At 47.6% G+C, this 23,876-nt stretch carries 21 protein-coding genes; 10 read left to right on the top strand and 11 right to left on the bottom strand.

Annotated features, from left to right (window positions below):
* Positions 1 to 78 precede the first annotated feature (78 nt).
* Entirely contained in the window at positions 79 to 1,434 is a 1,356-nt protein-coding gene (gene gorA, locus CBX98_RS04385) for a glutathione-disulfide reductase (protein ID WP_031818769.1), read from the top strand.
* An 81-nt stretch (positions 1,435 to 1,515) separates the two neighbouring features.
* Here the strand turns inward: gorA and CBX98_RS04380 are convergent, their stop codons facing one another.
* On the bottom strand, positions 1,516 to 2,421 hold the full coding sequence (locus CBX98_RS04380; protein WP_005379156.1) for a LysR family transcriptional regulator: 906 nt from the start codon (positions 2,419 to 2,421) through the stop codon (positions 1,516 to 1,518).
* A 121-nt stretch (positions 2,422 to 2,542) separates the two neighbouring features.
* Between CBX98_RS04380 and xapA the strand changes: the two genes are divergently transcribed.
* The gene (gene xapA, locus CBX98_RS04375; protein ID WP_015296049.1) at positions 2,543 to 3,367 is read left to right on the top strand and encodes a xanthosine phosphorylase; all 825 of its coding nucleotides are present in this window, start codon (positions 2,543 to 2,545) and stop codon (positions 3,365 to 3,367) included.
* Between the two features lie 105 nt (positions 3,368 to 3,472).
* Here the strand turns inward: xapA and CBX98_RS04370 are convergent, their stop codons facing one another.
* Complete coding sequence (locus CBX98_RS04370) at positions 3,473 to 4,084, bottom strand: bifunctional 4-hydroxy-2-oxoglutarate aldolase/2-dehydro-3-deoxy-phosphogluconate aldolase (protein WP_005430025.1); 612 nt, start codon at positions 4,082 to 4,084, stop codon at positions 3,473 to 3,475.
* A gap of 9 nt (positions 4,085 to 4,093) precedes the next feature.
* Entirely contained in the window at positions 4,094 to 5,470 is a 1,377-nt protein-coding gene (locus tag CBX98_RS04365; protein WP_109168658.1) for a GntP family permease, read from the bottom strand.
* 153 nt (positions 5,471 to 5,623) lie between these two features.
* Between CBX98_RS04365 and CBX98_RS04360 the strand changes: the two genes are divergently transcribed.
* Together CBX98_RS04360 and edd are read left to right on the top strand one after the other, a co-directional pair.
* Positions 5,624 to 6,148: a gluconokinase gene (locus tag CBX98_RS04360; RefSeq protein ID WP_005394381.1), complete on the top strand. Its 525-nt coding sequence runs from the start codon at positions 5,624 to 5,626 to the stop codon at positions 6,146 to 6,148.
* Entirely contained in the window at positions 6,148 to 7,944 is a 1,797-nt protein-coding gene (gene edd, locus CBX98_RS04355; RefSeq protein WP_109168657.1) for a phosphogluconate dehydratase, read from the top strand. The genes CBX98_RS04360 and edd overlap by 1 nt, the downstream gene beginning before the upstream one ends.
* A gap of 74 nt (positions 7,945 to 8,018) precedes the next feature.
* Here the strand turns inward: edd and CBX98_RS04350 are convergent, their stop codons facing one another.
* From CBX98_RS04350 to CBX98_RS04335, 4 genes are all read right to left on the bottom strand, one after another.
* The gene (locus tag CBX98_RS04350) at positions 8,019 to 8,348 is read right to left on the bottom strand and encodes an SMR family transporter (protein WP_053807555.1); all 330 of its coding nucleotides are present in this window, start codon (positions 8,346 to 8,348) and stop codon (positions 8,019 to 8,021) included.
* Positions 8,345 to 8,749: an SMR family transporter gene (locus CBX98_RS04345; protein WP_109168656.1), complete on the bottom strand. Its 405-nt coding sequence runs from the start codon at positions 8,747 to 8,749 to the stop codon at positions 8,345 to 8,347. Before CBX98_RS04345 ends, CBX98_RS04350 begins: the two co-directional genes overlap by 4 nt.
* Positions 8,750 to 9,020: 271 nt before the next feature.
* On the bottom strand, positions 9,021 to 9,956 hold the full coding sequence (locus tag CBX98_RS04340) for a LysR family transcriptional regulator (protein WP_048624586.1): 936 nt from the start codon (positions 9,954 to 9,956) through the stop codon (positions 9,021 to 9,023).
* Positions 9,957 to 10,011: 55 nt separating this feature from the next.
* Positions 10,012 to 11,019, bottom strand: a complete 1,008-nt coding sequence (locus CBX98_RS04335; protein WP_005394370.1) for a LacI family DNA-binding transcriptional regulator — start codon at positions 11,017 to 11,019, stop codon at positions 10,012 to 10,014.
* A 219-nt stretch (positions 11,020 to 11,238) separates the two neighbouring features.
* Here CBX98_RS04335 and CBX98_RS04330 point away from each other — a divergent pair, with 219 nt between their 5' ends.
* From CBX98_RS04330 to CBX98_RS26265, 6 genes are all read left to right on the top strand, one after another.
* Positions 11,239 to 12,588: a serine/threonine-protein kinase gene (locus CBX98_RS04330; RefSeq protein ID WP_109168655.1), complete on the top strand. Its 1,350-nt coding sequence runs from the start codon at positions 11,239 to 11,241 to the stop codon at positions 12,586 to 12,588.
* A gap of 16 nt (positions 12,589 to 12,604) precedes the next feature.
* Complete coding sequence (locus CBX98_RS04325) at positions 12,605 to 14,077, top strand: chromosome partitioning protein ParA (RefSeq protein WP_109168654.1); 1,473 nt, start codon at positions 12,605 to 12,607, stop codon at positions 14,075 to 14,077.
* A gap of 2 nt (positions 14,078 to 14,079) precedes the next feature.
* Positions 14,080 to 14,652 (top strand): sigma-70 family RNA polymerase sigma factor, encoded by a 573-nt coding sequence (locus CBX98_RS04320; protein WP_005394366.1) that lies wholly within the window; start codon positions 14,080 to 14,082, stop codon positions 14,650 to 14,652.
* Positions 14,652 to 16,214 carry a hypothetical protein gene (locus CBX98_RS04315; RefSeq protein WP_109168653.1) on the top strand — a complete coding sequence of 521 codons (1,563 nt, stop codon included), beginning with the start codon at positions 14,652 to 14,654 and terminating at the stop codon, positions 16,212 to 16,214. Before CBX98_RS04320 ends, CBX98_RS04315 begins: the two co-directional genes overlap by 1 nt.
* Before the next feature lie 262 nt (positions 16,215 to 16,476).
* Positions 16,477 to 18,798 carry an acid phosphatase gene (locus CBX98_RS04310; protein ID WP_109168652.1) on the top strand — a complete coding sequence of 774 codons (2,322 nt, stop codon included), beginning with the start codon at positions 16,477 to 16,479 and terminating at the stop codon, positions 18,796 to 18,798.
* Positions 18,788 to 18,931, top strand: a complete 144-nt coding sequence (locus CBX98_RS26265) for a hypothetical protein (RefSeq protein ID WP_012841245.1) — start codon at positions 18,788 to 18,790, stop codon at positions 18,929 to 18,931. Before CBX98_RS04310 ends, CBX98_RS26265 begins: the two co-directional genes overlap by 11 nt.
* A gap of 76 nt (positions 18,932 to 19,007) precedes the next feature.
* Here CBX98_RS26265 and CBX98_RS04305 read toward each other — a convergent pair whose 3' ends face one another.
* The 4 genes from CBX98_RS04305 to CBX98_RS04285 form a co-directional block, all read right to left on the bottom strand.
* Entirely contained in the window at positions 19,008 to 20,021 is a 1,014-nt protein-coding gene (locus tag CBX98_RS04305) for an SPOR domain-containing protein (RefSeq protein WP_109168810.1), read from the bottom strand.
* A 157-nt stretch (positions 20,022 to 20,178) separates the two neighbouring features.
* Complete coding sequence (locus tag CBX98_RS04295) at positions 20,179 to 21,135, bottom strand: ABC transporter permease (RefSeq protein WP_005394358.1); 957 nt, start codon at positions 21,133 to 21,135, stop codon at positions 20,179 to 20,181.
* 2 nt (positions 21,136 to 21,137) lie between these two features.
* Entirely contained in the window at positions 21,138 to 22,115 is a 978-nt protein-coding gene (locus CBX98_RS04290) for an ABC transporter permease (protein WP_005379110.1), read from the bottom strand.
* A 147-nt stretch (positions 22,116 to 22,262) separates the two neighbouring features.
* The gene (locus CBX98_RS04285) at positions 22,263 to 23,816 is read right to left on the bottom strand and encodes an ABC transporter substrate-binding protein (RefSeq protein WP_109168651.1); all 1,554 of its coding nucleotides are present in this window, start codon (positions 23,814 to 23,816) and stop codon (positions 22,263 to 22,265) included.
* Positions 23,817 to 23,876: the final 60 nt, after the last annotated feature.

Raw genomic sequence — 23,876 nt, 5'->3', positions numbered from 1 at the left:
CGGTGGCATTGAGTTCAGGCAAGGTCATCCCAATCTATCTATGTACCAGATAAAATTTATAAGCTCTTGGAGAAAGTAATGGCGACTCATTTTGACTATATCTGTATCGGTGGCGGCAGTGGCGGCATCGCATCTGCAAACCGTGCGGCGATGTACGGCGCGAAAGTTGCGCTAATCGAAGCTCAAGATCTCGGTGGTACCTGTGTCAACGTAGGTTGTGTACCGAAGAAAGTGATGTGGCACGGCGCACAAATCGCAGAAGCAATGAACCTGTACGCAGAAGATTACGGTTTTGATGTCGACGTGAAAGGTTTCGACTGGAGCAAACTGGTTGAGAGCCGTCAGGCGTACATTGGTCGTATTCACCAATCTTACGATCGCGTTCTTGGCAACAACAAAGTAAACGTAATTAAAGGCTTTGCTAAGTTTGTTGACGAGAAAACCGTAGAAGTAAACGGTGAACATTATACTGCGGATCACATTCTGATCGCGGTTGGTGGTCGTCCTACTATTCCAAACATTCCAGGCGCTGAATACGGCATCGATTCAAACGGCTTCTTCGACCTAGCAGAGCAACCAAAACGCGTTGCGGTTGTGGGCGCAGGCTACATCGCAGTTGAAATTGCTGGCGTACTGCACGCGCTAGGTACAGAAACGCACCTGTTCGTACGTAAAGAGTCACCACTACGTAGCTTCGATCCAATGATCATCGATACGTTGGTTGAAGTGATGGACGCAGAAGGCCCAACACTGCACACCCATTCTGTACCAAAAGAAGTGGTAAAAGAAGCCGATGGTAGCCTAACTCTGCACCTAGAAAACGGTGAGAGCCAAAACGTTGACCAACTGATTTGGGCAATCGGTCGTCACCCAGCAACTGATGCAATCAACCTAGCGTCAACTGGCGTTGCAACGAACGAAAAAGGCTACATTAAGGTAGACGAATACCAAGAAACCAACGTGAAAGGCATCTACTGTGTGGGTGACATCATGGAAGGCGGTATCGAGCTAACGCCAGTAGCAGTGAAAGCGGGTCGTCAACTTTCTGAGCGTTTGTTCAACAATAAACCAAACGCGAAGATGGACTACGATTTGGTACCAACTGTGGTATTTAGCCACCCACCAATCGGCACTATCGGTCTTACAACGCAAGAAGCGGAAGAGAAGTACGGCAAAGACAATATCAAAGTCTACACATCTGGCTTTACTGCGATGTACACCGCTGTTACTAAGCACCGTCAACCATGTAAGATGAAGCTTGTATGTGCGGGCGAAGAAGAAACGGTTGTTGGCCTACACGGCATAGGTTTCACGGTAGATGAAATGATCCAAGGCTTCGGCGTAGCAATGAAGATGGGCGCAACCAAAGCAGACTTCGACTCTGTTGTGGCTATCCACCCAACGGGCTCAGAAGAGTTCGTAACGATGCGTTAATTGCGCGCTAATCGCATTGCTGATTTCAGCGAATCATTTGAAAAGGTCACCTTAGGGGTGACCTTTTTTGTTAGCCCATGCTTAACTCGCATTCTCCAATAACGTGCGAATAAACTCGGCTTTAATAGCACTCTCCTGCTTACCGTCATGAATCAGACACAAGTCTGCACGCAGTGACTCTTTCAGCTTGATAAAACGAATCCCATGCCAATGATGCTGAGAAAACGTCGACGGCACCAACGTCACGGTATTGCTGTTTGCTACATACGCCATCAAGGTGCTTGGCTCCACCACTTGTTTGCCAATATGGGGTGAAAAGCCTTCTTGCAGACAGGCATTGATGATGAAGTTTGCCGAGGCAGAATTCGCCAAACTCATAAACGCAAACTCACACGTCTTTAAATCTTGGAGTCGCAGCAAAGATTTGCTGGCTAACTCATGTTGCTCCGACACCGCCACCACAAACACATCTTTGCCCAAAGATACCGACTGATACGGATAAATGTTGAGTGCATCGGCAAAACGCACAATGCCCACATCGATTTTCTTCTCGCTCAGGTGCTTCTTTTGCGTCTCTGGGTTGAGGTCAAAAATGTCGGCGTGATAAGTGTCATGCTCAGCATGGAAGCGCTGTAACAGACGATCAAATCCGCCCCAAAATGCGCTACTTACCACACCAACTCGCAAAATGTTTCTCTGGTTCAAGCCCACTTGCTGCACTTGATTGAGCGAGACATCCAAGGTCTGAAAAATCAGTTGGCATTTGGACTCCAACAATCGCCCGGCCTCCGTCAGCATGACGTTTCTTGAATCACGCTCAAACAGTTTGACGTTAAGCACCTCTTCCAACTCTTTGATGCGATTGCTCAACGGCGAATTGGTGATATTGAGATTCTCGGCCGCCTTAGTGAAATGCTTGGTTTGTGCGACCTCGTAAAAGTAACGCAGCATCTTCAGCGTCACGCGCTCAAATGGTTCTGACTTCATGCATTGAGTCCTAGCGAATTTCATCATCCTCTTTTTAAGGATGATAGTAGCGAATAAAGCAAAGATAACCAGCGCAGAAAGTCACACAATGGAATCAACACACAACCAGAAGGTGACTAACATGAATCAGGATCCAGTAATCGGCGCGCTACAAACCATTCGCGAACGCAAACCAAACTTCCAACCTAAAGCAGCGTTTATTTTAGGCTCTGGCTTAGGCGTATTGGCAGACGAACTACAAGACAAAGTGGTCATTCCATACGAAGAGCTCGAAGGGTTTCCGGTTAGCACCGTGCAAGGCCACTCTGGTGAGTTGGTGCTTGGTACCATGGGCGGCGTAGACGTAGTGTGCATGAAAGGTCGCGGTCACTACTACGAACACGGCTCAATGAAGGTCATGACAACGCCCGTGCGCACCTTTAAAAAGCTGGGCTGTGAGTTTTTGCTCGTCACCAACGCAGCAGGCTCACTTCGCCCTGAACGCATCGACGTCGGTTCTCTGGTGGTATTTCATGACCACATCAATACCATGCCTGAATCGCCAATGATCGGTCCGAATGATGAAGAGTACGGCCCGAGGTTCTTCAGCCTCGCCAATGCGTACGACAAAGACCTGCGCGCAGAAGCGTTTGAAGTCGGCAAAGCCAATGGTATTCACCTGAATGAAGGTGTGTTTGTCTCTTACACAGGCCCCAACTTTGAGACCGCAGCCGAAATCCGCATGATGCAAATCATCGGTGGTGATGTGGTGGGCATGTCGGTCGTGCCAGAAGTGATTTCTGCGGCGCATTGCGGCTTACCCGTATTGGCAGTATGTGCGATCACCAACATGGCAGAAGGCTTGGGAGATGTAGAATTGTCTCACGCCCAAACATTGAAGTGCGCGAAGCTAGCCGAAGCAGATTTCATTCGCTTTATTAAGCGCTTTATGAAGCATCACTTCTAAAGCTGTTTCATTCCAAAAAGCAAAAGGGTCATCAAGTAACTTGATGACCCTTTTTCGTATCACTTTTTCTAACGTTCGGGGGTATTTCGGAGCCGTTTGTGCGTTTTACTTAACTGCGCGAACCAATTCAGCAATACCTTCCCAATCGCCGTTGTCCATCATTGCGGTTGGCACCATCCACGTACCGCCACAAGCTACAACCGATTTCAGCGCTAGGTAATCTTCCACGTTGGATGGGCTCACGCCACCTGTTGGCATGAATTCCACTGGGTAAACCGCCGTGAGTGCTTTCAGCATGTTTACGCCGCCTGATGGCTCAGCAGGGAAGAACTTCAACGTACGCAGACCCATTTCCATCGCTTGCTCAACCAAGCTTGGGTTGTTTACACCCGGTACGATAGTCACGTTGCGTTGCTGACAGTATTTCACTGTGGTTGGGTTGAAGCCTGGGCTAACGATAAAGTCCACGCCCGCTTCGATTGCGATATCCACTTGTTCTGTGGTCAGAACGGTGCCCGCGCCAATCAACAGCTCTGGGTACGCTTCACGCATGATGCGAATCGACTCCGCCGCCGCTTCGGTGCGGAATGTCACTTCCGCACATGGTAAACCGTTTTCTACCAACACTTTTGCCAGTGGCAGAGCGTGTGCTACGTCGTTGATTGCGATAACTGGGACGATTTTGATTTCTCTTAATCGTTGTTCAAGTGTTGTCATGGGGAACCTCTAAAGAATAAAGCTTAATGTTGCGACGATAATAAACGCGATACCGCCAAGTAACGTTTCCATTACCGTCCAAGTTTTTAATGTGGTTTTCTCATCCATCTCAAGCAGACGAGAGACCAACCAGAAACCAGAGTCATTGAAGTGAGACAGTACCGTTGCACCACCCGCAATCGCGATTACGATAAAGCAAAGGTCTAGTTCACTCAAACCTGTTGATGCAGCCACAACTGGCGCGATAAGAGCTGCCGTAGTGGTTAGCGCTACAGTTGCCGAGCCTTGAGCAACACGCAGACAGGTTGAAATCACAAACGCCGCCACAATCACAGGCATACCTGTGTCTGTAAGAACGTCAGCCAGTGCATCACCGATGCCGCTTGAGCGCAGTACGCCGCCAAACATGCCACCAGCACCCGTTACTAGGATAACGCCACAGATTGGAGCCAATGACTCACCACACAATTTTTCTAGTTTTGCCATGCCGTAGTCTTTGGCAAACACAGCCAGACAGACAATCAACGTAATCAGCAACGCGACTGGGGTTTTACCTAGCATACGTAGGAACTCAACCAGTGCCGTTTTGCCATCAATCAAACCTGCAACCGCCAGTGTGTTCAATACCGTATCCAAACAGATTAGCAGGACTGGCAGCACAAGGATGGTCATAACCGTGCCAAATTTTGGTGCGTTGCGCTCATCCACCATTGCTTCGCCATTAAAGAAGGCTTTAGATAGTGGGATATCGAATTTTTTGCCCGCGTACAAACCAAATAGGTAAGCGCCAAGGTACCAAGTTGGAATAGCAACCAGAATACCCACCACCAATAGCAGACCGATGTTTGCGCCAAGGAATTCTGCCGCTGCAACCGGACCTGGATGTGGTGGAACAAACGCGTGCATAACCGCAAAAGCACCGGCTGCAGGCAACGCGTATTTAATTGGCGAGCCACCAAAACGAGCCGCCACACTTAGGATGATTGGCATCATCACTACAAGGCCTGCATCGAAGAAGATTGGGAAGCCAAACAGTAATGAAGCGACGCCCAAAGCAAATGGTGCGCGCTCTTTACCAAAGCGACCAATCAAAGTGTCTGCCAGCACTTTCGCACCGCCAGTCACTTCAAGAATTTTACCGATCATCGCACCAAGACCAACCAGTAATGCCACGGAAGCCAGTGTGCCGCCGAAGCCACCCATCATGGTCGATACGACTTTCTCAGAAGGAACGCCAGTGGCGATTGCCGTACCTAAACTCACCATAGTAAGGGAAGCAAAAGCATGGACTTTCAGTTTAATGATCAGAACGAGTAACGCTGCAATGGCAAGGACTGCAATCGTCAGTAGGAACGTAGGATCTGGGGCTTGGGTTAATTGCTCCATAGGTTCACCTTTAAGAATTATTGTTTGTGTTATGGTTCACATTTATTTCAGTTACCGGTAACATGTTACCGATAACATGAATAAGATAAACCCATATTTTAAAGTGAATTCAAAAATTGAGATCACGCGCAAATTTGGTTATGAGGATAAGTTATGGCTGGTAGTAGTGTCATCGTTATGGGCGTTTGTGCTAGTGGTAAAAGCACAATTGGTGAGCATCTAGCGAAAAAGCTAGGGCGTAAATTCATTGATGGTGATGATCTTCATCCACGAGCGAACATTCAGAAAATGGCATCGGGCCAGCCTCTGAACGATGATGATCGCAAGCCATGGCTAGAACGCATTCGTGATGCGGCGTACAGCCTAGAAAGCAAAAACGAACACGGCATTATTGTCTGTTCAGCACTGAAAAAGATTTACCGCGATCAGATCCGCGAAGGCAACGACAACGTGACCTTCCTGTTCCTTGATGGCGATATGGAGTTGATCCTTAATCGCATGCGTATGCGCAAAGGCCACTTCATGAAAGAAAACATGGTGAAGAGCCAATTCGAGACGCTAGAGCGCCCAGACAACGAGCCTCAAACTCTGATCGTCAGTATCGACGGAGACATCAGCGACGTGGTGGAACGCTCTGCCACTGAGCTAATCAAAATGCAAGCGATCGAGGTAGCGTAATGACTCACTCTGTTGTTCTTGAGGTCACACAACGTTTGACCGAGCGCAGCCGTGAAGCGCGCGCTGCGTTTCTTGCTCGCACCGAAGTGCAAGCCGAAGCTGGCAAAGGCCGTGTTGGTTTATCTTGTGGTAACTTAGCCCATGCAGTCGCCGCTTCTTGCTCTTCTGAAAAGAAAAATATTCTCGATTTTACTCATGCCAATGTCGCGCTGATCAGCGCCTACAACGACATGTTGAGCGCCCACCAGCCGTACCAAGACTACCCAGCGCAAATCAAACAAGTGCTGGCGGACTACGGCCATACAGCGCAAGTCGCAGGTTGTGTGCCAGCGATGTGCGATGGGGTGACTCAAGGTCAAGCCGGCATGGATATGTCGCTGTTTTCGCGTGACTTAATTGCGCAATCAACGGCGTTGTCTTTGAGCCACAATGTCTTTGATGCCACATTACTGCTTGGCATCTGTGACAAAATCGCCCCGGGGCAACTGATGGGCGCGCTGTCTTACGCGCACCTGCCGACTGCGTTTGTACCAGCGGGTCTGATGGCAACAGGCATCAGCAACGAAGAGAAAGTCGACGTGCGCCAAAAATACGCAGCGGGAGAAGTCGGCAAAGACGCTCTGCTGGATATGGAGTGTCGCGCTTACCACTCTGCGGGTACATGCACGTTTTACGGCACCGCCAACACCAACCAGTTGGTGTTCGAAGCCATGGGCTTGATGCTGCCAGGTTCGGCATTCATTCATCCCCATACCCAACTGCGTAAAGCGTTAACCGATCACGCGGCTCTGAAAATCGCCTCAATGACGGCGGGTTCTGCACACTTCCGTCCGCTGGCCGAGGTGGTCACAGAAAAGAGCTTGGTCAACGGCATCATCGCTCTACTTGCATCTGGCGGCAGCACCAATCACACCATTCATATGATCGCCGTGGCGCGTGCTGCTGGCATCTTGCTCACGTGGCAAGACATCAGCGATCTGTCGGATGTGGTTCCTTTGTTAGCTCGCGTTTACCCGAACGGCCCAGCCGATATGAACGCGTTCCAAGACGCGGGTGGCGTGCCTGCGTTATTGCACCGCTTGAACCAATCCGAGCTTTTGCATCGCGATGTGAAACCCGTGTTTGGTGAATTTGAAAACCAAATGACGCTGCCGTGCCTTGTCGATGGACAACTGACTTGGACACCGTGCCAAGGCAGCCAAGACGGTGACGTGATCGCCAAACCGGACGCCACTTTCCAAAATACTGGCGGCACTCGCGTATTGACTGGCAACTTGGGCAAAGCCGTGGTGAAAGTGTCTGCGGTGAAAGAAGAGCAACGCGTGATTGTTGCACCTGCGATCGTATTCCAATGCCAACACGAAGTGGAAGCCGCGTACAAACGTGGTGAGCTGAACAAAGATTGCATCGTTGTAGTCACACACAACGGCCCAGCAGCAAACGGCATGCCTGAACTGCACAAGCTGATGCCAATTTTAGGTAACGTGCAAAAAGCGGGCTTTAAAGTGGCGTTGGTTACTGACGGTCGCTTATCTGGCGCGTCAGGTAAAATTCCGTCTGCGATTCATGTTTCTCCAGAAGCCATTCGTGGTGGCGCGATTGGTTTGGTGCGCAACGGCGATTTGATTCGTCTGGATTGCCAAACGGGCGAACTGAACAACTTAAGCGATACCACTGGTCGCGAGTTGATTCATTTCGACACCGAATCTACCCAACAAACCTGGGGACGAGGCTTGTTTAGCGTGATCCGCCAAAACGTCTCTAGCGCAGAAGAAGGCGCAAGCTTCATTGTTTAAGCCAGAAAAACAAAAAGAGCGGAGTTTGATACTCCGCTCTTTGTATTTGTCTTCGTTGTTTTTGTTTGGCTTGATTAAGCGGTTTTCATCACCACGACCGCAGCAATCACCACAAAGATACCAAACCAGCCGATTGGCTTGAGTTTCTGCTTAAACAGCAAGGCACCACCCACTGCGGTACCCAAGATACCAATCGCGCCCCAAGAGGCATAAGCAATGGCTAAGTCGATCTCTTTCACCGCTTGCGCCAACAGCGTGAACGCAGCCAGTACCAACACAATCGCGGTAATGCCCCAGCCTTTGTATTTAAAGCCGTGAGAACGTGTGAGCGCCATATTGGCCACGATGTCGACCAAGGCAGCCATCACGACAAATCCAAATGACATCGTAAAAAATTGACTCATGATTCACACCTTACACTTGTAGAAAATGAACGTTCTTTTGCCGATTTATCGGCGTTTTTCTTGGTGTTAGATTGACCGTGTGACTCACCTAAAGTCACACAAACGATGCCGATGACAGCTAACATCAAACCAAGCAGCTCTTGGGTATTTAAGTCAGAATCAAACAACACGATTGAAACGACCGTGATCAATGAGATACCCAACCCTTCCCAAACAGCGTATGCCACGCCGATAGAAATCTTTTTCGCTGCAATCGAGAGGAAGTAGTACGACACCGCAATCAATACGTACATCACGATGTAGCCCAACCATCCATGACCTTGTCCGATAAAAGACATGGTGCTGGTGCCTGCTACTTCGGCAACGATGGCGAGCAATAAAAATAGACGTGCAACTAGCATGATGAATCCTCCATCAGAAATTAAAAAACTGCATAACGGAGAATGGTGAATGTCACGCATCTGTATCGACATTCAAAAAGTTAAAAAGATAAAAATGAGCCACTTCTCCTGACTATTTGAGATAAGGTTAGCGCTGAGCAGGAAAAAGAGACAGGTAATTGAGATATTCATTTTTGAATATCTTTAGGATCGAGTTGTCTATGTAATCACACATTTTCTTCATGGTTATCTTATGCAGAGAATCTCGGTGACGCGAGACAATAATCCGTCATCACTGTGCGAAAATTAATGGCGTCTTCAGGGTTTGGCGTACCACTTTATGTAAGTGTCGGTGCAAAGGATGGTTGCGATTGGTTTGTAAGAAACCGCCAGAGACGACAAACTGGCTAAACTCACGGTTGACCAAAGGCATCGCGTAAGAGTCCAGCTCCGGCATCAATACTGCTGAGCTTTGACTGGCATACATAATCGCGTCGGTTTCTTGCAACATTTGGCACGCCACACGCAAATTATAGGATTTCAGTAACACCACAGGCTCATAGCCCATACGACGATATTCGGACTCCACGGTACAAAGTGGTTTATACGAGGCGGGCGCAGGCAGAGACACCAGAGGCAGTTTGGAGACCGTGTCCCAATCATTGCTGACTTTCGACAAAGTCGGGTGGTTTTTACGTGCCAAAATCACCCGTTTTTCAACAAACAACGGACGCATATAAATGTCTTTCGACAGCTCGGTCTCTTGGTCTAGAATGCAGTAATCGTGCTCACCCTCTAACATTTCATCGTGCGAGTAACTGTTCCAACTGGAAAAGGCAAAGTGCGCTTTGGGAAAGGCTCGATGGCAGCCAGTTAGCAATCGCTGCCCTTGCTCATCCATCAAATAAGGGTCGGTCACAATCGCGATCTGCCCTTGGTATTGCAGTGGGTCGAACACTTCAAACTCTTGCACCACTTTTTCCAGTGGTGCAATCATGTTGTCGAACTCGGCGGCGAGGCGTATCGCCATCGGTGACGGCTCAACCCCATGCGCTTTACGCACAAACAGCGGGTCATCAAACACTTGCTTGAGCTTCATCACGCCGCGGCTGGCGCTCGGTTGAGAAATGCCCAACTGCATCGCGGCCAGCTTGATGCTGCGGTTTTCCACCACGGCCTTTAATAAACGCATTAAGTTGAGATCCAATGCATCCAGCTGATGTGCCATACCCTAACCTGCCAATACCATTGATGAGCGAATACAGAGAGCGGTTAACTGCGAGTTAAACACTCTCTCCGGAGGTAATTTGATACCCCATATCAACCACTTTTTCTTCTTGCGCTTCACCTTTCAGACGCGCGATCAAAAGCTCTGCGCTCTTTTCTCCGATTTTGAAACGCGGTGTATCGACGCTAGTCAGTTTCGGGCTGATGGTTTGACCAATATCCAGCGCGTTATAGCCCACAACTGCCAGCTGCTGCGGAACTTGAATGCCACGTTGTTGCGCGCTCAGCATGGTCCCTATCGCGATGTCGTCGTTGGTACAGAATACGCCATCAAGCGTTGGGTGAGTTTCTAGCGCGCGTTCAAGCAAATCATGCGCTAAAGAGAAGCTAGAGTGATCACCCGTTAATACGTGCTTAGGCTCTAGCCCTGCTTCCGTCATCGCGCGATCATAACCTTGCATACGCAGCTTGGTTCGCGTATCCAAACGCGCCCCAAAATAAACGATTGTACGCTTACCTGAATCTAGCATCTGCTTAACCGCCGTGTACGAGGCATCTTCATGATCTAGCCCAACCGCCATATCAATCGGCTTTGGTGGTAGTTCCATGGTTTCCACTACAGGGATCCCTGCATTTTTTATCATTTGCAATGTACGCGGCGTGTGATGGCTTTCAGTTAGAATAAGTCCATCGACCTGATAAGAGAGTAATGACGCGATCTTGCGTTCTTCTTCAAGCTCATCGTAGCTAAAATGCGCTAAAAGCGTCTCATAGCCATTGGCTTTGGTCACCATCTCGATGCCCTGAACAAAGGAAGCAAAAATTTGGTTGGACAATGAGGGCAGTAAAATACCAATGGCTTTACTGGACGACTTTGACAACATAGCGGGGGCGCGGTTTTCGATGTATCCCATCTCTTCAATCGCAGTCGCAATCTTGGCCCGAGTCTTTTCTGCCACCGATTCAGGGTTACGCATATAACGTGAAACCGTCATCTTCGTGACGCCAACTTGGTCTGCGACATCCTGCAATGTCGTGCGAGTTTTCTTATTCTGTTGAGCCATAAATATGTGATTTATCAGTAATGTTACAAGTAACATTATGACGAATAGACTCTCTGTCGACAAGCTCAGTGAAAATAATTCGCAAAATCATGACGTTATTATTCTATTAGCCACCAAATTGCGTTTCATACATTGTGAGTCAAAGCCGAATAAATAAATGACATTTATATCAAAGTTCTTATAAAATGCCGTACCTAAAAGAATAAGACATTAGGCACAGTGCAGTTAGGCTCTAGCGAAACCCAGATTTACTATCACTTGCTTGATCTGGACGACTCCCAAAAGCAGCAATACCTCCAAGCATTGCAACAAAGTCAACCTGAGCTGTATCAACAACTCGTTCCTCTTTTAGCCCACGAGACACCAGAAGAACAACTAACGCAGTTACTTTACTTTGGTGCTCACCAGGCTACGAACCGAGACGTCGATCTAAGCGGAGAAGTCATCAGTAAGTATCGCCTAACTCATGAGTTGGGTCGCGGTGGCATGGGTGTCGTTTACGCCGCCCTACGTGCAGATGAAACGTTCGAACAAGATCTGGCCATCAAGTTTATTCAAAGCAATTTGAGTAATGTGCTGGGACAACGTGCACTCTTCGATGAGGCACAACTGCTCGCGCGCCTAAACCATCCATACATAGCGAAAGTGTTTGATGGCGGCCTTCATCAAGATTCAGTTTACATCGTGATGGAGCGGGTATTTGGTCAAACCTTAGATGAATACCTGTCAGAAAATAAGCTGGAAAAGACAGAAAAACTGCTGCTGTTTAAGCAGATTTGTCAGGCGATGGAGCACGCCCACCAGCATCATGTTTTGCATGCCGATCTAAAACCAGAAAATATACTGATTGATCGTAGCAAACGACCCAAACTGCTCGACTTCAACTTGACTCAAAAAGCGCACTCCACCCGAGAGGGAGCACCCTCGGCACTGATTGCGTTTAGCCAAAATTTTGCCAGCCCTGAGCAGCAGGCAGGACAAGTACTGACAGAGCAAAGCGATGTTTATTCATTGGGCAAAATCCTCGCGTTGATGTTTCCGTCACCAGCGGTTTGGTCTGATGTGTATTGGGTGATAAGACGGGCGACGCGTCCAGCCACCCAAGTGCGATACCCAGATGTGCGAGCGCTACGCATTGATATCGAGCGAATTATCGAATGTCGCCCTATCGAGCAGAAAAAACACTGGCCTTTGTATAGTGCCTTTCGCTTGGTGCAACGGCGCCCTCTTGCTTCTGCATTGTCAGGCATCATCGTGCTATCAGGTGTGCTATTTGGCAGCGCCATGATGCAAAAGAATATCCAACTGCAACAAGAGAAGAAGATTGCAGAAGATATGATGTACGAAATGACTCGCCTTATCTTCCACGCGAAGGGGCAGAATGTCGAACACCTCTCAGTGAGCTCCATGATGGAGTTAACACGAAGGCGGATACTCTCTAATCCAGATATCCCCAAACACATAAAACAAAAAATGTTGTTGGCGATGATGACACCGGTGCCAAAGAAGCACCTAACTACTCCAATGAGTTGTCAGCCAAATTGTGCGTCTGAGGACAGCACCAACTAATGAGGCTTAAAACAAGATGTATACACGTTCAGTGGTATTTTGGCTGTCTGCACTGACGGCTACCTCCACGTTAGCAGCAGACACTTCTGCTGCTACTTCACACCCGCCCACTTCAACCTTGAGGCAAGGCTACTTTATCGATGCGCCAGTGACTGGCTTGTATTACAAAACCAGTTCCAATATCACTGGCGTTACCCAACAAGGGGCATTTCACTACCAACCTGGTGATGTGATTAGCTTCTTCCTTGGCAACGATGATAAAGGTTATCTGCTGACAACCTTATCGAGCCAAGAAGTGCTTACACCGACGATGGCAACAACCAAACCCAGTCGTAGCATCAATATGACGCGCCTGCTGCTCTCTCTCGACAGCACGCCTGAGAATCGTAAGGAAATTGTCTTAGCCAACCGCGTGTTGTCTGATGCTCGCTTTCAAAACCAGCTCAAGGGCCTTGACCTCAATTATCTGGATGACGCCAAACGTCACCTCAATCTCGACTGGGTATCTGTCGATGAGGCAATCGAGCACCTAAACGAAAGCCAGCAGTACATTGAAAAAAACTTTGCCTCAGATGAGATCATCTTTGAACCTCGCGGCATGACGTTCAAAAACATCGTGATCAAAAAGAAAGATTGGCAAGGCCGCGCTTGTGCTTACGATTTACGTTATCAACATCATCCTAAATATCGCCCTCCGTTTGGTGAAACTCGATTCACCATCACCAAAGATTCATTGATTGAGCATCCAAGCATTGGCGATCATTTTCAAGGTTGCTTCCTCTCGATGAAGCGCCCTATCACGGAAGACATTGTCGAGCCGATAAGCAAATTTGCGGATTGGTTTAATATCGTCGGTTGCTCAATCACTGGATGCACCCGCAACGATTTGAATGGCTTCTCTCTTGAAGACTTTGATGATGAAGGCGACTGGAAATACCGCTCCGTTGCACTCAACTTTGATCCCAGTACTGAGCTACTGATGGAAAAAGTACAAGGCCTTGGGCGTAAAAAAAACATCCACCACCACAATCGTACAGAAATGCTGTGGTTTACCTACCCCAACACGAACGAACACGACATCGACTACCTCGGGGTATGGCAGCAGACCCAATACCACCAGCAGTCCATGACACAATCGTGCCTATTGATGCGCCACCAACAAGTCATGCGACTGCCGCACAATGCAGACACCTGTCCAACCGACGCAAGCCTATACACCCAAGATGTCACCCAAGAGTATGCGGACATGTGGTGGGTCAACAATGACGAACCCAAAGCCGAGCTTGCGCAAATGAATGTCATGGTACGTTGGTCAACGACCCCTGCCGAAATCAATTACACCACTTGGGAATATCTGCCCGCTGGCGCAACTTGGGAACAAGGCATTTTATATCGCTATCAACAAGATGTTCTCCGCAACCGAGACGGCTCTGATCGCATTGAAACCCATACCATTTCTGAATTTGTCAAAGTGAGCGAGGATGTATAACCATGGCAACAGCAGTAGCACTGACACAAATCATTCAACAATGGCAATCTGGTGATAAACAAGCTGAGAGTGAGCTTTACCAATTTGCGTATTTGCAGTTACGTAAGATCGCCCAACACGAGCGTGAACGAAACGCGGAAAAGTACGGCACCGACAACAAAGTATTGGCCGATAGCGTCAACAGCACCACGGCATTAATTCATGATGCTTACCTGAAGATGTCCAACTGCGACATGAGTGAAATTGAAACAAAACGTGATTTCTTTTTGATGGCCGCCAAAGTGATGCGTCAAATCTTGATCGATAACGCACGCTCGCACCAAGCACAAAAGCGTCAACACATCACATTGATGAGAGATGAAGAAGATCGCTTCGAACAATTGATCATCATGGATAAAGCGCTGGATAACTTCAGTAGCCGTTACCCACGCCAATCAAGTGCACTCAAACTCAAGTATTTAATGGGAATGAAAAACCAAGAAATCAGTGAACTGCTCGAGTGCAGCGCAAGCTTAATAGAGAAAGACCTAAAATTCTCTCGCAGCTGGTTGCAATCACGAATGGCGCACGCGTAATGAGATGCAAAAAGTTTTGGATAATCGGCGCAATCTGCGTTGGTTTGCTCGGCGTATACTGCATGTCAGACGAATCCAGCTTGGCATCAGCGGCGGACTCATCAGACAGCACGAGCCAATCAACCACGCGAACACATCGTCAATATGAGCGCACATCTTTAGTTGAAGTAAAGCAAGCGTTGACAGGTTCTGCGTTGGAGAACGCCCACACAAAAGACGATGATGACGCCTTCAATTCTGCCATTTTAGGACAACCAGGGCCAATTACGAACCCATTTCATACTACAGAAGACGGCTCTTTTTACGACTCGTCATTGGGTTATGAAGACAGCCGCTCAAAAGAGGACCCATCAGAGAACAATAAACCCATCATCAACCTCACGGTGGAACAACAGCTACAAACCATTATTTATGCTTGGGAGCTCAACCAAAACTCTCCGATTAGCTATTCGCTCAATCTTAACCAACTGTTTGAAGACCCGGATGGTGATCTCCTCACCACTCGGATTTGGCTCGAAAACGCCAATGGATTAAGGGTGCTAAACCAAGGACAAATGATGGTGCTAGGTGCACCAGAGAACATTAAAACCACCACATACCTGGCGGTAGCGGCGCGTGATGATTACCACGGCGACAGCGACCATGCGTGGGTCACAACACGTTTTGAGTTGCCTGTTGTCACTCCAGGTCACAATGACACGGAACACCCGTTAATTGGCGACACTGTCTATCGCTTGGAGACGACGCAAAACCTTGGCGGTACCGCGTACGCGTATGAAGTGGTGTATTGCGAAGCGTTTCAGTTTGAGGATGACGAGGTACGTTATGCCGCCTCAAACAACAAACACCAGTGTCCTGAAAAGGGAGACTTAAAAAAGGTGGGTGAGTACAAAATCAGTGATGACTCGTTGATTGTTTATGTCCACGGCGTACGCCAAATTTGGACCACCAAAAAGGTATACGCATCTCAGGTTCATAAAGAGACTCAGAACTATTTCACCACCGTATTTGATGGCAAACAATTCGAAAGCTACACCATGCAAAAAAACAAGCAATCGATGGAAAAACGCATCAATGTCCACACTGGTGAGTACGAATATCAAGGAACGTTGTTTGACTACCTCTTTCCCATTTCAGGAGGAGGTTATATAAACGGGACTGCTAGCAACTACATATTTGATAGAAGTGTTCAGGGTAACGAACCTGTGCACAAACTGGACTCTGATCTCAATATGAAATCAAACCAACATGACCTATTTTGTCATGATTATTTATTTTACTGGTACAGCTCTATCGTAGCGGGGCGAGGAGAGTTTGCCGATATTATCTCTAGCTCAATGGATTTTGACGGCATAAATCCAATACATTGTGCTGAATGGCCAGATGATTACTGGCAACGAACATTTATGTTTTACAACCTTGAATACACAGATTACGACATATTCATTCCAGGCGAAGTCTACAGTTATGTGCTTAAACCTCACCCTCAATTTGCTGATCGCGTTGAGGAATTTAAGATCAACATGATTTATCACGCCCCAGTCCTTATTAACACCCAATAAACCTTTCTTTACAGGTGGTTATTTTGACAAAACAATCATCCCAAAAACAAAACTGGAACCGTGATCAAATTATCCATTTTCCATCATAGACAAAAAATAGAAATAAATTTTACGGGTTTTGTGCGGTTTTTCGTGTCTTGAACCTAGGCTCAATAGTCATTAAAAAGACACCACTCTCTTCAATCTCACTAGTGAGATTGAAAGACAAAAACAATAAAAAAGCGACTTTCTCATTCGGAAACGAAACAAGGACAAATGAATAATGAATAAGGTGAGTTTATTAGCAGCGTCAGTGGCTATCGCTCTTACTGGCTGTGGCGGTTCAGATGGTGGTTCAAACAGTGCTAACAACGGTGTTGTGATCACAGGCTTTGACGGCTACTTCAAACATGCAGTTGTTTTTGAAGATACGAACAACAACGGCCAATGGGACACTCAAGAAACATTCCTTGGTCTGACCGATGAGAAAGGTCAGCTTAAATTGGATGCAAAACCAGAAAGCACTCTAGCGCTGCAGACCATTACACCAAACGGTGCAAAGCAGAAACAGCTTATCGCTTTGGATGCTAAAGAGTACGCTGGCAAATACACGGTTGATATGGATCATCCAGGCCAAGCCATGGCCCACGAAATCGTGTTCCGTGCACCAACATCGTCAAACGTGATTTCACCTATCACGGACCTTGTTGCGATTGAAATGGCAAAAGATCCATCCATTAGTGAAGAAGACGCAAAAGCCAAGGTAAACCAAGCGCTAGGAGGCTCAGAAGAAGCACCAATTGATCTGTACAGTGATTTTGTTGAAGGTGCGACAAAAAACGCCGAACTACATAAAACCGCTCAGATTCTGACCGACTCAAAAGCGCAAAACCCAGCTAACTACGAGAAAAAGGCCACTGAATTTGCTCAAGCGGCAAACCAAGAAGTCGATCGTCTTATCGCATCCGGCGAAAACATCAATGATGCAAGCCTACGCCCAATCATCACTGACGCGACCCCAAATAGCGACAACTTAGCACCTGAAACGGCAATCAATAACAAGCTAACCGTAAACGAAACCATCGAAGAAGCAGCTGAAGATAAGCTTGGTCAGTTACCAAAAATCGTACAAGGCGCAGGCTTTGATGGCGTTGAATTAAACATCGAAGGTCTTTTCACAGACAAAGACCAAAACCTTGTGACAACCAAACTGACGCACAACTTAGCAGGCACAGGCATTGAAGTTGCACAAACTGGCAACCTGATTGTTCTATATCCGACTGCTATCGTAGAAAAAGCTGGTGATTTTGAGATCGTCCTAACGGCGCAAGACATTGATTCTTCAGGTAAGGTTTTGGGTACGGTAAGCACCGTATTTAAGTTCGAAATCGAATCAGCAAACTTACCACCAATGGTTGTAGAAACAGAACAAGCGCATCTACAGTCCATCGTTGATGGTTGGTACCTACAACAAGGTGAAGTATTTGAACAAACGCTCGATATTTCTAGCTTGTTCCAAGATAAAGACGGTCATATCACCGACTACTCAGCGGACTATGTGGACATTGAAGGTCTAACAGTATCTGAGGATGACAATGCGATTGTCACCATTAAAGGCACACCGACAAAAGCGAGCGAAGCTGGTGCAGCACTTGCGATTAGCGCAACAGATGGCCATACCGCGGTACAGATTGCGCTCAGCATGCCAACGGTTATCGAAGGCGTCACGCCACCACCAGTAGTGCCGACTTTGGGCTTCACTCACGAGCACTTCAACGGTCAAGAGTGGAAAATGGGTAGCTTTGCGCAAAAAGACGGTGAAATTGGCTATGCCATGTTGATGCAAGACTCTGAAGGCCTACTATTCTGCTGGGGCTCAAACCATGATGAGATGAATCAAGAGTACAAAGCGAGCATCAGCGACTTCCTAGAAAACACATGGGAACACGATGCCTACGCTATTCTTTCCGATCTGGACCAACAAACTGGTTACGCGGAATACCACAATAAAGACTGTGAAGACGTCGAGCTGAAAGACGGCAAGCTATACAACAGCTACGGCGAAGAGTATGAAATGCTGTACCAGCACACAACCGAGCATAACGGCACTCAGATGATCGTTAAAATCTCAGATGATGAGCTGTTCTGGATGGATTCAAGCAATACACCATTCGCAGAATCACTTTCGGTTGCAGAACACATCAAACACGGCACGGTAGAGCATGACTTGATGGTAGAAAGTAAAGGCTCGGGCGACGACAAAGTCCTGAAATACTCGTCAGGTACGTACGAGTACAACGCTGATACTTACAACTACACGTCGTTCATGCCAACAGGATTCCAAACTCCAGGTAATTGGGAAATCCAGAGTGATGAAGGCCGTGAGCTGCTGATTCTAAAAGAAACAGGCTCAGAGTCAGATTACAAAACTCGTCATCGTTACATCAACCGTGATTTTGGTGACTTCTACATCGGTATTCGTTGGAGTAAAGAGCAAAACGGTCATGAATCCGCGCCGGAATATGGTCTGTACTCTCACAACAAAGAAGCCATGACGAGCATCGCGAGTTCGCTCCCGATTTTGGAGCCTGGCGATGATGACTAAAGCAACCATCGTTAACCCTTGCTGTGATAGCGTGCATTTGCGTAGAAGACGCAGAACGCTTTGGGAACGCTTGGTCGGCATCAAAGAAGTGTATATCTGCTCTAACTGTCACAAAGAAACGCCACTCAAATAGCGATAATATTTGAGACCGCAAAAAAGCCCCGAACTCGGGGCTTTCTTCTATCTTTTTGACCGCAATATTTGAGTCGTTATTTCACGCACACTACGTTCAATAATGAGGTTCCGGTGAGCTGGTTTGGCTCACGATCTGCGAACAAACCTTTCTTATCTTTGCCCCAATACGGCAGTTGCAGTGGCCATTGATTTTTTTCCATCACACCAGACGCCCTCAACACTTTGAATTCTGCAGGGCTGGCTAAGCTCATACCCAGTTGCTGACATACTTTTTGCGAGTTTTCGTAGTTGAGACGATTCCACGGCTTGCCGTATTCCATGTAAAACTGATTGTGGTGGTCGAGTAAATATGGCACCACGTACATTTTGCCTTGTAAGGAGGTTCTCAACCGAACTTCAATGTCATCATTCCCGCTCACAACTGGCTTCGCTTTGGTCTTAGCAACAGGCTTGGAAGAAGAATTATCACGTGTATTTTTTACCTTGGTCTTTGACTTCTCTGCCGGCGCTGTAAAGGCGTCGGTATCAGCTCGCACGGCAGGAACTGGCGCGGGTTTCGGGGTCACCGTCGGTGTTGGCTTAACCGAAGATGCGGCTGATTTCGACGGCACAGCGGGTTTAGATGGTGTCGTAGACTGTTTATTCTCTTTTCCAACCACGCGGATGAAAGCCTCTTTGTAATTCGACAAGGTTTTGACTTCCCGCAAATCTCCCCTCGCATCAGACAGATCTTTGTAAGGCCCAATCAAACAGCGATAACCTTGGGACTCCGGCTTCATCCACACGTCGGTCGTAATCTTGCTGTAAAGCGGCTTTGCTTTCGCGAGTGACATTGGCTTTGGTAGTAATCCGCATTGAATCCAGTAGAGGTAGTTGCCTCCTTGCGGCACTTTCTTTCCCCATACTCCGTTACCAATTGGGCACGTTTTCTCAAGCATCGGCAGTTCTTTCTCGCTGGCTTGAGTAGCTTGGCAAAGGAACTCCTCTGCCGATACTGGGCTAGAAAACTGAGCGCATACCAGCAGCAAGCCGAAAGCTAGGCTTGCTCGGAAGATACGAGATGGGTGTTGTGCCTTCTTCATTTCCATACACTTCACTCTAAATTAGTGGGTAAGGTCATTATGGCGGCAAAGCGCCAAAAAAATGTGAACAAAGAATAACTAGCAAAAAAAGAGCCGGAATTTGCATCCGGCTCTCAGTTTAGGAAGGAATTAAGCGAATTTACAACGCTTGGCGGGAAAATTCTTAACCTTTGTACAGTTTCGGGTTGAATACATCTCGTAACCAGTCACCCAATAAGTTGATAACCAGAACCAGTGTAACCAACACGATGCCTGGGAAGGCAGTAATCCACCACGCACCTGAGAAGATGTAGTTAAAGCCGATGCTGATCAGCGCACCTAGTGACGGCTGATCAACAGGAAGACCCAAACCTAGGAATGACAGTGCCGCTTCCGACATAATCGCATTCGCTACCTGTACCGTCGAGATAACCAAGATTGGTGATAGACAGTTTGGCAGGATGTGACGGAACATAATGCGTGGCGCTTTAAAGCCCATCACTCGTGCCGCTTCTACGTATTCCTTCTTCTTCTCAGCCAGTACTGAAGCACGAATGGTACGTGCGTATTGTGGCCATTCAGCCACACCGATGATCACCACCAGCATCACCACCGCATATTGGCTGTAAAAATCGCTGCCAAAGCTGGCTTTGAAAATGGCCGATACGATGATCGCCACCATCATGGTTGAGAACGATAGTTGAACATCCGCAAAGCGCATCAAGAAGCTATCGATACGACCACCGAAGTAACCCGCCGACAAACCAATGATGATACCCAAAATCAACTGAAGACCGACGGCTAAAAAGCCGATCGTCAAAGACAAACGAGAACCGTAAAGAATGGTCGATAAAATATCACGGCCTTGCTCATCAGTACCAAGAACAAAACGCTCATCGCCCTCTTCCATCCAAGACGGTGGTAGCTCTGAATCCATGATATCAATAGACGTCAGATCATACGGGTCAGTCGGAGCTAGAATTGGCGCAGCTAATGCCAACACTAAGAACATCATAAAGACCGTAAAACTTGCCATCGCCACTTTGTCGCGCTTGAAGTAATACAAGAAGTCCGACTCTTTAAAACGCTGCCATGCTGATGGAGCGGCTTCAGGAGCTGGTGTTACATTTGATTGGCTCATGATTAAGCTCCTTTTCCAGTTAAGTTCACAGTTGGGTTGATGATGCCGTACAGCAAATCAACGATGGTATTGGTTACCACGAAAATCAGACCAACAAAGATAACGTAAGCTGTAATCAACGGTGTATCGACACGGTTGATTGCCTCTAGGAAAAGAAAGCCTGTACCCGGCCACTGGAATACGGTTTCGGTTAGGATGGTGTAAGCCACCATGGTACCAATCTGCACGCCACCTACCGTCAGTACTGGCAGCATGGTGTTCTTAAGTGCATGTTGGTAGTAAATTTTTTGTAAGTTCAAACCTTTTGCTTTGGCGAACTTAATGTATTCCGAGCTCAGTACTTCCAGCATTTCTGAACGTACCAGACGGATGAACAACGGCAGCATGATAGACGCTAGCGCAATACAAGGTAGGATGAGGTGCTTGATACCATCAATGGTAAAGAAGCCAGATTCCCAACCGAGCACATTAGCGGTCTCGCCCCGCCCATAGGAAGGCAACCAACCGAGTTCTATTGAAAAGACATACATCAGCATGATTGCGGTTAAGAACACCGGAATCGAGATACCGACACTGCTCATCGCCATCACAAATTTGGTAAAAACACTCTTAGGATGAATCGCAGAGTACACCCCAAGCGGAATAGAGAAAACAATGATGATAAGCGTCGCGCCAAACACGAGCTCTAATGTAGCCACCAGCTTGTCGAGAATCACCTCAACCGCAGGTCGCTTGAAAAAATATGAGGTACCCAAATCACCTTGCAGTGCATTACCCACAAAGCGCGTGTACTTTGTGATAAAGGGATCGTTCAGGCCCAAGTCGTCGCGTAGCGCTTGACGCTCCGATTCCGAAACCGACTGACCTACAAGCTCACGCAGCGGATCACCCAGGTTGTCCTGAATGGCAAACGCCACCAAACTGATCACAAACATCACTATCAGTGCCTGAAACAGGCGCTTGACCAGAAACGAAAACATTCCTTGCCCCTTAACTATCCATAGATCTCTAAATTAGAGAGAAAATTCAGTCTAAGTAACCAACTCAATCCGACTGAAACAAAATTGAGTCGAGTGCTTTAAGTTGAGGAGGGAAATCCATCCCTCCTCAAAGTCGACTAACCGTGATTATTCAACCACTAGGTCACCGAAGTAAGGCATTACCATTGGGTTAACGATATCTGCCGCTTTCACGTTAGACTTCGCGCCCCATGCTTCACTTTGCCAGTGTAGCGGTACGAATGCTGCGTCGTTGTATAGTGTCGCTTCTACGCCCTTCAGCATTTCTGCACGTTTCGCAGGGTCCGTCTCTACGTTCGCAGCTTCAACCACTTTGTCCATTTCTGGGTTTGAGTAGTAACCACAGTTGTACTGACCACGACCGGTTTCTTCGTTACGAGTCATGGTTAGGAACTCGTTGAAGTTCGCTGAGTCTTCTGTATCTGAGTGCCAACCGATCATCAGCATGTCTGCCGCACACTTGTCGAACTCAGGCCAGTACTGCGCTTTTGGCATGGTCTTCAGATCAACCTTGATACCGATCTTAGACAACATTGCTGCAGCCGCTTGTGCTACTTTCGCATCGTTCACGTAACGGTTGTTTGGTGCGATCATAGTTAGCGTCAGGCCATTTTCGTAACCCGCTTCTTTCATCAGCTCTTTCGCTTTCTTCAGATCGTAGCGAGGAACCAGTTTGTCATCGTGACCAACGTAACCTGCAGGGCTTTGCTGACCAGCTGCCGTTGCGAAGCCTTTCATGATTTTCTTCACGATGCCTTCGTTATTGATTGCGTGAACAATCGCTTGGCGAACGCGAACGTCTTTCAGTGCTTCGTTGCTGTTTTGGTTTAGTTGGAACGTGATGATACGAGTACCAGGTAGCGTTACTAGGTCGATGCCGTCTGCGTCTTTCACACGTTTGTGATCGTTTGGTGCTACCGGGTGAATCATGTCAACGCCGCCAGAAAGTAGCGCAGCTACACGAGTCGCGTCTTCTTTGATTGGAACAAGCGTTAGCTTATCAACGTTACCTTTCGACTCTTTGTCCCAGTAATCTTTAAAGCGTTCAAATTCCACTTTTACGCCCTGTTCACGTGAAGTCACAATGAATGGACCCGTGCCAGAAACGTTAGTCGATGCGAATGAATTACCGTGCTTCACTAGCTCAGACTTGTCTTTGCCGTCTGCTGTTTTACCCGTGTAGAACTTGCTGTCCATAGGGAAAATGTACGTTGCAGTTTGCAACACTAGTGGGTAAGGACCTTTGGTTACAAGATCGAACGTGTTGTCGTCCACTTTGACGATTTTCTCGTACGGGTCGAAAATGTTTTTAAAATCAGGAGAACTTTGTAGACGCTCAAACGTCCATACAACGTCGTCAGCCGTTAGGGTATTACCAGAGTGGAATTTCACACCTTCACGCAATTTAAAACGAACGGTAGTGTCGTTAATGCGCTCCCAGCTCTCTGCTAGACGAGGTTCGAAATCCATTTTTTGAGTAAAGCGAACCAACGGATCAAATACCATGTGTGACATTTGCAGTGTGCCACCTGATAGCTGCTCATGTGGGTCAAGCGATACTGGGTCAGCTGCGTAGCCAACTTTGATATCTGCTGCCAGTGCATTAAAGCTTAGGCCCGCCGCCATTAGCGCCACTGCTAATTTGCTTTTCATGGTTTTCATTTGCATAACTCCTTCATGCGGGGATACGGATCCCTTGTTGTTGTGTTTGCGTCTTTGTTA

The organism is Vibrio sp. T9, assembly GCF_003123985.1.
GTDB classification, from domain to species: domain Bacteria; phylum Pseudomonadota; class Gammaproteobacteria; order Enterobacterales; family Vibrionaceae; genus Vibrio; species Vibrio diabolicus.
The sequence above is the reverse complement of the archived record's forward strand: the minus strand, read 5'-3'. Positions and strand labels throughout refer to the sequence as shown.

Coding starts and splice junctions, on each gene's coding strand:
- gorA (WP_031818769.1), top strand. CDS start 79: ATGGCGACTCATTTTGACTATATCTGTATCGGTGGCGGCAGTGGCGGC.
- CBX98_RS04380 (WP_005379156.1), bottom strand. CDS start 2,421: ATGAAGTCAGAACCATTTGAGCGCGTGACGCTGAAGATGCTGCGTTAC.
- xapA (WP_015296049.1), top strand. CDS start 2,543: ATGAATCAGGATCCAGTAATCGGCGCGCTACAAACCATTCGCGAACGC.
- CBX98_RS04370 (WP_005430025.1), bottom strand. CDS start 4,084: ATGACAACACTTGAACAACGATTAAGAGAAATCAAAATCGTCCCAGTT.
- CBX98_RS04365 (WP_109168658.1), bottom strand. CDS start 5,470: ATGGAGCAATTAACCCAAGCCCCAGATCCTACGTTCCTACTGACGATT.
- CBX98_RS04360 (WP_005394381.1), top strand. CDS start 5,624: ATGGCTGGTAGTAGTGTCATCGTTATGGGCGTTTGTGCTAGTGGTAAA.
- edd (WP_109168657.1), top strand. CDS start 6,148: ATGACTCACTCTGTTGTTCTTGAGGTCACACAACGTTTGACCGAGCGC.
- CBX98_RS04350 (WP_053807555.1), bottom strand. CDS start 8,348: ATGAGTCAATTTTTTACGATGTCATTTGGATTTGTCGTGATGGCTGCC.
- CBX98_RS04345 (WP_109168656.1), bottom strand. CDS start 8,749: ATGCTAGTTGCACGTCTATTTTTATTGCTCGCCATCGTTGCCGAAGTA.
- CBX98_RS04340 (WP_048624586.1), bottom strand. CDS start 9,956: ATGGCACATCAGCTGGATGCATTGGATCTCAACTTAATGCGTTTATTA.
- CBX98_RS04335 (WP_005394370.1), bottom strand. CDS start 11,019: ATGGCTCAACAGAATAAGAAAACTCGCACGACATTGCAGGATGTCGCA.
- CBX98_RS04325 (WP_109168654.1), top strand. CDS start 12,605: ATGTATACACGTTCAGTGGTATTTTGGCTGTCTGCACTGACGGCTACC.
- CBX98_RS04320 (WP_005394366.1), top strand. CDS start 14,080: ATGGCAACAGCAGTAGCACTGACACAAATCATTCAACAATGGCAATCT.
- CBX98_RS04315 (WP_109168653.1), top strand. CDS start 14,652: ATGAGATGCAAAAAGTTTTGGATAATCGGCGCAATCTGCGTTGGTTTG.
- CBX98_RS04310 (WP_109168652.1), top strand. CDS start 16,477: ATGAATAAGGTGAGTTTATTAGCAGCGTCAGTGGCTATCGCTCTTACT.
- CBX98_RS26265 (WP_012841245.1), top strand. CDS start 18,788: ATGATGACTAAAGCAACCATCGTTAACCCTTGCTGTGATAGCGTGCAT.
- CBX98_RS04305 (WP_109168810.1), bottom strand. CDS start 20,021: ATGGAAATGAAGAAGGCACAACACCCATCTCGTATCTTCCGAGCAAGC.
- CBX98_RS04295 (WP_005394358.1), bottom strand. CDS start 21,135: ATGAGCCAATCAAATGTAACACCAGCTCCTGAAGCCGCTCCATCAGCA.
- CBX98_RS04290 (WP_005379110.1), bottom strand. CDS start 22,115: ATGTTTTCGTTTCTGGTCAAGCGCCTGTTTCAGGCACTGATAGTGATG.
- CBX98_RS04285 (WP_109168651.1), bottom strand. CDS start 23,816: ATGAAAACCATGAAAAGCAAATTAGCAGTGGCGCTAATGGCGGCGGGC.